The sequence below is a fragment of the Mycobacterium sp. E3305 genome, assembly GCF_001666785.1.
Classification (GTDB): Bacteria; Actinomycetota; Actinomycetes; order Mycobacteriales; family Mycobacteriaceae; genus Mycobacterium.
Map to the genome: position 1 here is coordinate 1 of NZ_LZJA01000020.1, position 7,665 is coordinate 7,665.

8 protein-coding genes and 1 pseudogene are annotated in these 7,665 nt (G+C 65.1%); 6 read left to right on the top strand and 3 right to left on the bottom strand.

Features of this window, described 5'->3' with window-relative positions; all coding sequences use genetic code 11:
* The coding region (gene dmpG / locus A5701_RS02280) for a 4-hydroxy-2-oxovalerate aldolase (protein ID WP_067748077.1) at nucleotides 1–939 on the top strand (939 nt) is incomplete at its 5' end.
* A gap of 162 nt (nucleotides 940–1,101) precedes the next feature.
* Nucleotides 1,102–2,004: an alpha/beta fold hydrolase gene (locus tag A5701_RS02285; RefSeq protein WP_067748093.1), complete on the top strand. Its 903-nt coding sequence runs from the start codon at nucleotides 1,102–1,104 to the stop codon at nucleotides 2,002–2,004.
* Nucleotides 2,005–2,088: 84 nt separating this feature from the next.
* Here A5701_RS02285 and A5701_RS02290 read toward each other — a convergent pair whose 3' ends face one another.
* Both A5701_RS02290 and A5701_RS02295 read right to left on the bottom strand, forming a co-directional pair.
* The gene (locus A5701_RS02290; protein WP_067748080.1) at nucleotides 2,089–2,952 is read right to left on the bottom strand and encodes a mycofactocin-coupled SDR family oxidoreductase; all 864 of its coding nucleotides are present in this window, start codon (nucleotides 2,950–2,952) and stop codon (nucleotides 2,089–2,091) included.
* A gap of 8 nt (nucleotides 2,953–2,960) precedes the next feature.
* Nucleotides 2,961–3,278, bottom strand: a complete 318-nt coding sequence (locus A5701_RS02295) for a 2Fe-2S iron-sulfur cluster binding domain-containing protein (protein WP_067748083.1) — start codon at nucleotides 3,276–3,278, stop codon at nucleotides 2,961–2,963.
* 132 nt (nucleotides 3,279–3,410) lie between these two features.
* Here A5701_RS02295 and A5701_RS02300 point away from each other — a divergent pair, with 132 nt between their 5' ends.
* The 3 genes from A5701_RS02300 to A5701_RS02310 are packed head-to-tail and all read left to right on the top strand — an operon-like array spanning nucleotide 3,411 to nucleotide 6,702.
* Nucleotides 3,411–5,036 (top strand): NAD(P)/FAD-dependent oxidoreductase, encoded by a 1,626-nt coding sequence (locus A5701_RS02300; protein ID WP_067748085.1) that lies wholly within the window; start codon nucleotides 3,411–3,413, stop codon nucleotides 5,034–5,036.
* Nucleotides 5,036–5,836 carry a mycofactocin-coupled SDR family oxidoreductase gene (locus A5701_RS02305; protein WP_067748087.1) on the top strand — a complete coding sequence of 267 codons (801 nt, stop codon included), beginning with the start codon at nucleotides 5,036–5,038 and terminating at the stop codon, nucleotides 5,834–5,836. Before A5701_RS02300 ends, A5701_RS02305 begins: the two co-directional genes overlap by 1 nt.
* Before the next feature lie 11 nt (nucleotides 5,837–5,847).
* Nucleotides 5,848–6,702, top strand: a complete 855-nt coding sequence (locus tag A5701_RS02310) for an SDR family oxidoreductase (protein ID WP_067748089.1) — start codon at nucleotides 5,848–5,850, stop codon at nucleotides 6,700–6,702.
* 35 nt (nucleotides 6,703–6,737) lie between these two features.
* Here A5701_RS02310 and A5701_RS02315 read toward each other — a convergent pair whose 3' ends face one another.
* Nucleotides 6,738–7,307, bottom strand: a complete 570-nt coding sequence (locus A5701_RS02315) for a thioesterase family protein (protein WP_231968756.1) — start codon at nucleotides 7,305–7,307, stop codon at nucleotides 6,738–6,740.
* A gap of 164 nt (nucleotides 7,308–7,471) precedes the next feature.
* On the opposite strand from A5701_RS02315, the pseudogene A5701_RS02320 reads away from it, so the two are divergent.
* Nucleotides 7,472–7,665 (top strand): annotated as a pseudogene (locus tag A5701_RS02320) (hydroxylase); the annotation flags it as partial.

Here is a 7,665-nt window from a genome sequence, read left to right on the forward strand (position 1 = left end):
GTGGGTGCCATCGTGGCCGCCCTGGACACCGCGGGGGTGCCCGTCATCGAGGTCACCCACGGCGACGGGCTGGGCGGGTCCAGCTTCAACTACGGCTTCTCCAAAACCCCCGAGCAGGAGCTGATCAAACTGGCCGCGCAGACGGCCACCGAAGCCAAGATCGCCTTTTTGATGCTGCCCGGGGTGGGCACCAAGGAGGACATCAAGGAGGCCCAGAACAACGGCGGCTCGATCTGCCGGATCGCCACCCACTGCACCGAAGCCGACGTGTCCATTCAGCACTTCGGCCTGGCCCGCGAACTCGGCCTAGAAACCGTCGGCTTCCTGATGATGAGCCACACGATTCCGCCGGAGAAGCTGGCCGCCCAGGCCCGCATCATGGCCGACGCCGGATGCCAATGCGTCTACGTGGTCGACTCGGCCGGCGCGCTGGTCCTCGAAGGGGTGCGCGACCGGGTCGCGGCCCTGGTCGCCGAACTCGGCGACGACGCCCAGGTCGGCTTCCACGGCCACGAAAACCTCGGGCTCGGGGTGGCCAACTCGGTGGAGGCCGTCCGCGCGGGCGCCAAGCAGATCGACGGCTCGTGTCGCCGGTTCGGCGCCGGAGCCGGCAACGCGCCCGTCGAGGCCCTCATCGGCGTGTTCGACAAGATCGGCGTCAAGACCGGCATCGACTTCTTCGACATCGCCGACGCCGCCGAAGAGGTGGTCGCCCCGGCCATGCCCGCCCAGTGCCTGCTGGACCGCAACGCCCTGATCATGGGCTACTCCGGGGTCTACTCAAGCTTCCTCAAGCACGCCATCCGCCAATCCGAACGCTACGGCGTGCCCGCCCACCAGCTACTACACCGCGCCGGTCAACGCAAACTCATCGGCGGCCAAGAAGACCAACTCATCGACATCGCCCTGGAAATCAAACGCGAGCAGCACACGGCGTGACAAACCTGGTGGACGCAAGTCGGCTGTGCAGCAACAGGTGTCGCCGACCGCGTCGTCGGACCACAGTCCGCCGTGACGACACTATCCAGCGCCAGTCATCGCACCACCCGGTCAGCGGAACACCGCGGCGTGCCACCCGCGACGCCGTGGCAGGCTGACACCGTGACAGACACTTCCGAAAAGGTCTTCCTAGGCGAGCAGGACGTACGCGAAATCCTGCTACCGCAAGGGATTTTGCGCTACTACGACACTGGCCCGGAGGCCACGGCGGCGCAGCCGCTGCTGTTTTTGCATGGCTCGGGTCCCGGGGTCACCGGATGGCGCAACTTCCGCGGCATCCTGCCCACCTTCGCCGAGCACTTCCGCTGCATCATCCTGGAATTTCCCGGTTTCGGCGTCAGCGATGACTTCGGCGGCCACCCAATGGTCATGGCATTTGGCACCGTATCGCCGTTCCTGGATGCGCTTGGCGTCGAAAAGGCACACATCGTCGGAAACTCGATGGGCGGGGGTGTGGGCATCAACTTCGCTATCCACAACCCCGATCGTGTCGACCGTCTGGTCACGATCGGCGGGATCGGCATCAACATCTTCAGCCCCAGCCCGAGTGAGGGCATTCGGCTGTTGCAGGAGTTCGTCGAAGACCCGACTCGGCAGCGGCTGGTCGACTGGCTCAAATCGATGGTGTACGACCAGTCCCTGATCACTGACGAACTGGTCGAGGAACGCTGGCAATTGGCCACCGATCCGGACACCCTGGCCGCGGCGCGCCGCATGTACGGCAAAGCGGCGTTTGCCGCGATGAACGCCGCGATGGCCGCGTCCGAAAACCCGATGCCGTGGGCAGCCCTGCACAAGTTGACCGTCCCCACGCTGCTTACATGGGGTCGCGACGACCGAGTGAGTCCACCGGATATGGCGCTGATTCCGATGCGCACCATCCAAGACGCCGAACTTCACGTATTTCCCAAGTCCGGGCACTGGGCGATGATCGAAGCGAAGCAAGCCTTCGAAAGCACCGTGCTGGCGTTCCTCTCACGGCAGCATGATGCCCATTCGGTGTAACGGCGGTGCAGATGCGGCTCCGGATTATCCAGCGTGACAAAGGGAAAGAAAGCCAGCGGACAGTTCTTTCATGTTGCGCCCTCCCTATCGTTGAGTCGCACCAGCGTCGACGGGCAGCGTGACCGCGGTGATATAGCGCGCCTCGTCGGAAGCGAGAAACAAAGCGGCGTTGGCGACATCGTCCGGTTCGACCCACGGCACCGCGAGCATGTTCATGCGAAGGGCCGCTTCGGCGAACTCGGCACGCGTCGGCGCCCTGTCGAGGTCGGGACGAAACGCGCTGCGCACTGCGTCGTTTTGAATCAGCGGAGTGTCCACATTGGTCGGATGGACGCAATTGACTCGGACATTCTGCGGCGCAAGTTCTTTGGCCAGGCTCTGCATCAGGCCGACCACGCCGTGCTTAGCCGCGGTGTAATGGGCGACGCCCACCAATCCGCGAAGGCCTGCGATCGAATTGGTCAGGACGATCGCACCCCCACCTTGCGCAATCAGGTGCGGCGCAGCGGCCCGACACGTGTGCCACACACCGGTGAGGTTGACATCCAACATAGTCCGCCAGGCCGCCTCGGTGAGGTCCAGCGCCAGTGCACGCGAAGTGATCCCAGCGGTAGCACACACCACGTCCAATCTTCCCAGCCGTCGCACACCGCGATCGGTGGCCGCCTGGACGCCGTCGACATCGCGCACGTCGACGATCTCGGTATGTATTTTGGCGCCGGTATCGCGCACTTGGGCGGCGGTGTGCTCCAGGTCGTCGACTGTGCTGTGCGGAACCACCACTGTGTCAACGGGAGCGCACACGTCAAGGGCCACGATATCGGCGCCCTCCTGGGCTAACCGCACCGCCTGCGCACGCCCGATTCCCCGCGCCGCGCCCGTGATCAGGGCCACCTTCCCAGCGACCCTGCCGGTCACGTCGCAACCTCTGTCATATCGGCACGCCATTCATGCGCCTAGAACTCAATGTGGATGTTGTCGGTCACTGGCCGGGCTTGACACCCGAGGATCAAGCCGTCGGCGCGGTCTTCGGGTCCCAGCACATCTCCACCGGCCATATCCACCTCCCCGGAAATCAAGGTCGCCACGCAGGAGCCGCAATGCCCTTCTCGGCACGAATGCGGCACATTGATCCCGGCGTCAAGCATCATCTCGACCAGGGTCTGGTCGCGGCGCCATTGCAGTCGATGGAGAGCACCGTCCAACTCGACGTCTACGGTGGCCACCGCGGCATCGGTGCACAGGGCGGCGCCTTGTTCTTCGACATCTGCCATGCGGCCGATCCTTGCCACATTGGTCCGTGATGTCGTGGTCGGATTCCGATGGACGGGAGGTCGCCATCCCGGCGTCCAGTCACCGGGACGTCTCCTGCGATTCCGGGCGCAGCGGCCCTACCGTCGCTGTTCGTGACCAGTAGCACGAACGACAGGTTGGACCAGGGCATCGACGTGGTGGTCGTAGGTGCCGGCTTTGCCGGGCTTTACGCCCTGCACAAGCTGCGCGCCGACGGGTTGACGGTCAAGGTGTTCGAGGCCGGTCCCGACGTGGGTGGCACGTGGTATTTCAACCGGTATCCGGGCGCCCGCTGCGACGTCGAGAGCGTCGACTACTGCTATTCGTTCTCCGATGACCTGCAACAGGAGTGGGACTGGTCGGAAAAGTACGCCACCCAAGAGGAGATCCTGCGCTACATCAACTGGGTGGCCGACAGGTTGGATCTGCGCCGCGACATCGTCTTCAACACCCGTGTCACGTCGGCGGTTCTCGACGAGCAGCGGTTGCGGTGGACGGTGACCACCGATACCGGGCAACGAGTGAGCGCGCGGTTCTGTGTGATGGCGACGGGCCCATTGTCCGCGGCGATGACCCCACCTTTTGCCGGCCTCGACCGTTTCACCGGCGAGATCTACCACACCGCGGCATGGCCACACGAAACGGTCGACTTCACCGGTAAGCGCGTCGCGGTCATCGGGACGGGATCTTCGGGCATTCAGTCGATCCCGATCATCGCGGAACAAGCCGCGCAACTCTACGTCTTTCAGCGCACCCCGAATTACAGCGTCCCCGCCGGCAATCGGCCTCTCACCGACGAAGACCGGGCCCGGGTCAAGGCCAATTACGCCGAACGCAGGCGCTTATCATGGCGCAGCGGCGGCGGCTCACCGCACATCGCCCATCCGAAACTGACGATGCAAGCCAGCCCCGAAGAGCGGCGCGCGGCGTTCGAAAAACGCTGGGATCTCGGCGGGGTGCTGTTCTCCAAAACCTTCTCCGACCAGATGATCGACCCGGACGCCAACGAGGAGGCGCGCAAGTTCTATGAGGAGAAAGTGCGGGCCATCATTGATGACCCCGCGCTGGCCGAACTGCTGATCCCCACGGATCACCCGATCGGCACCAAGCGGATCTGCACCGACAGCAACTACTTTCAGACATTCAACCGCCCCAACGTGACACTGATCAGTGTGCGAGACACGCCGATCGAATCTGTCGATGCCACCGGCGTCAACACCAGCAACGCCCATTACGACCTGGACATGATCGTGTTGGCTACCGGATTTGACGCGATGACAGGGGCATTGGCCAGAATCGACATCGTCGGCCGGGGCGGTAAACGGCTGCGCGATGACTGGAGCAATGGGCCGCGAACCTACTTGGGTCTGAGCACTGACGGCTTTCCCAACTTGTTCGTCGTGTGCGGCCCCGGCGCGCCGGCGGTGCTGGCCAACATGGTGCTGCACGCCGAGGCGAATGTGAATTGGATCGCCGACTCGATCAGATATCTCGACGATCACGGCTACACGGCGATCGAGGCGACTCCCGATGCGGTGGACAACTGGGTCGCCGAATGCGCGCGCCGAGCCGAGGCCACCCTGTTCACCAAGGCCGACTCCTGGTACATGGGCGCCAACGTGCCTGGCAAGCCGCGGGTGTTCATGCTGTTCCTCGGCGGGTTTGGGACCTACCTCGACATCTGCAATGAAGTCGCCGAGGCTGGGTACAAAGGGTTTTCGCTGACCAAGGCGCCCTGATGTCGAGCCTGTCGGGTCGTGTGGCGCTGGTGACAGGCGCTGGGCGCGGCACCGGGCGCGCCCTGTGCGAGCGATTCGCAGACGAAGGCGCCGACGTCATCCCGGTGGACGTGCCGGCGGCAGCAGAAGACCTCGAACAGACCGCCGCCGCGGTGGCGCAGCGCGGCCGACGCGCGGTGACGGGGCTGGCCGATGTCAGCGACTTGGGCGCACTGACCGGCGCGGTGGACGCCGCCGTCGCCGACCTGGGACGCCTTGACATCGTCGTAGCCAACGCAGGCGTCCACACGGTGTCGGCTCCGACGTGGGAGATCACTACCCACGACTGGCAGCAGACCCTGGATGTCAACGTGACCGGCGTCTGGCACACCGTCAAAGCCGCCGTCCCGCACCTCGGCGAGGGCGGCGGGTCCGTCGTGATTATCAGCTCCACCAACGGTCTTCGCGGCACGGCCACCACCGCTGCTTACACTGCGAGCAAGCATGCCGTGGTTGGGTTGGCGCGCACGCTGGCCAACGAACTGGGCCCGCGCGCCATTCGCGTCAATACTGTTCATCCTGGAGCGGTCGGGACCTCGATGGTGCTCAACGAGGCGACGTTTAAACGCCTTCGGCCTGACCTGACCAGCCCGACGGCGGCCGACGCTGCAGAAGCGCTCGCGGCTCGCCACCTGCTCCCGGTTCCGTGGGTGGAGCCGGTAGACGTCGCCAACGCCGTGGTTTTCCTGGCCTCCGACCACGCCCGCTACATCACCGGCACCCAGCTCGTGGTCGATGCCGGCCTGTTAGCCAAGGCCTAGCAGCGACGCGGATGGGAACCTACGCCGTCACCGGGTCGGCATCGGGCATGGGCCAAGCCGTCGTCCGCAAACTGCTGGCCGCGGGTCACCGCGTGATCGGCGTCGACATTCAGGACGCTGACGTCGTGGCGGATCTGTCCACTCCCGACGGACGCAGGACGGCCGCCGCTGCCGTGTGCGCTACCGGCGACGGTCGACTCGACGGTGCCGTGCTGGCCGCTGGTGTGGGCCCCACCCCGGGCGCGGGTAGCGCGGCCCGGATCCTGGCGGTGAACTTCTTAGGTGTGGTCGAGCTCCTAGAGGCATGGCACCCGGCACTGGCGGCGGCCGGCGATGCGAAAGTCGTGGTTGTGGGCAGTAATTCGTCGACGACAATGCCGTTGGTGCCCCAGCGAGCCGTGCGGGCGTTACTGGGCCGCGATCTCCACAAGGCCGAGCGTGCACTACGAGTGTTCCGATCGGCCGCCCCCTCGATGGCCTACGGCGCATCGAAGATCGCGGTGGCGCGCTGGGTGCGTCGGACCGCAGTGACACCGGCGTGGGCGGGTGCGGGTATCCGGCTCAACGCGATCGCTCCGGGCGCGGTGATGACCCCCCTGCTCGAGCGACAGCTGGCCACACCGCGTGAAGCCAGGGCCATCCGCGCGTTCCCGGTCCCGGTCGGTGGGTTCGGTGATCCCACGCACCTCGCGGACTGGATGGTGTTCATGTTGTCGGATGCCGCCGCCTTTCTCAGCGGCAGTGTGCTTTTCGTCGACGGCGGGTCTGATGCCTACTTCCGCGCCGACGACTGGCCGGCCCGCGTCCCGACTCCGCAACTGCCGCGGTATATGTGGCGGTTGCTGAGGTTTGGCCGCCGGCGATAGGTTTGACGGCGGTAATCACCGGGCCGCTGGCCGTTTCATGGTTGACGTCGCACGCCCATCGCGCCGCAGACGGGCGCGGCCCACTCCAGGGTCGACGAGTACCTGACGTGCTCGTCGAAAGCAGCGGCGATGTCGACCGGCATCGCCACGGGCAGCCGGCGGGTCAGATCGACGTGCACGAGGACCATCTCAAGTGTCGCCGATAGGCGTTGCCGGTACCGATCCACGGCGAATGACATCATGTGCACCACCTTGGGTGAGCGGTCAAGGACGCGGGCGTAGAGATCGGCCGTGTCATCTTCGATCAGCTCGCTGTAGTAGCGCAGGTGGTGCTCGACGGTGAAGAGGCCGAGCTGTCGATCAGCCCGATAGGCGTCGTCGATCCCGAGTTCACGCACCAACGCATCGGCGGCGGCCGAACCGAAATCCAGATAATGCAACACGTTCATGTGGCCGTTCCCATCGATGAAGTCACGGGACACATTCCGTGTGATGGCACAGCGCAATTGGGCCACTTGGGCAGCCGACGGCAAGCTTTGCTCTTCCGGCGTCGGTGCCTGCTGATTATGGCCGCATCGAGATGCTGCTCCCTGAACCTGGTCCACAGGCGCTGACGCTAGGCGCATCGATGGGACCTGGCTGCCGTGTGTCCCGACTGTCGGACGACAGCTCACGTCTTATCTCGGCGTCCGCTGACCGGGAACAGCGTCCAGTGGGCCGCGGACTTCAATAGATCATTACTACGCCCACAGACGTAAAGGACACCAACATGAGCGAGCGGGTACTCGACCGGGTCGTGGCGATGGCGGATCAGTTGCGCGACCAGGCCCCCGAGGCCGAGCGGATCGGCCGCCTGACCGACGACAGCGTGAAGCTGATGAAGTCGGCCGGGTTGATCCGGCTGCTGCAAACCAAGCAATATCAGGGTTTCGAGGTCCACCCCCGCGAGTTCGCCGAGACGGC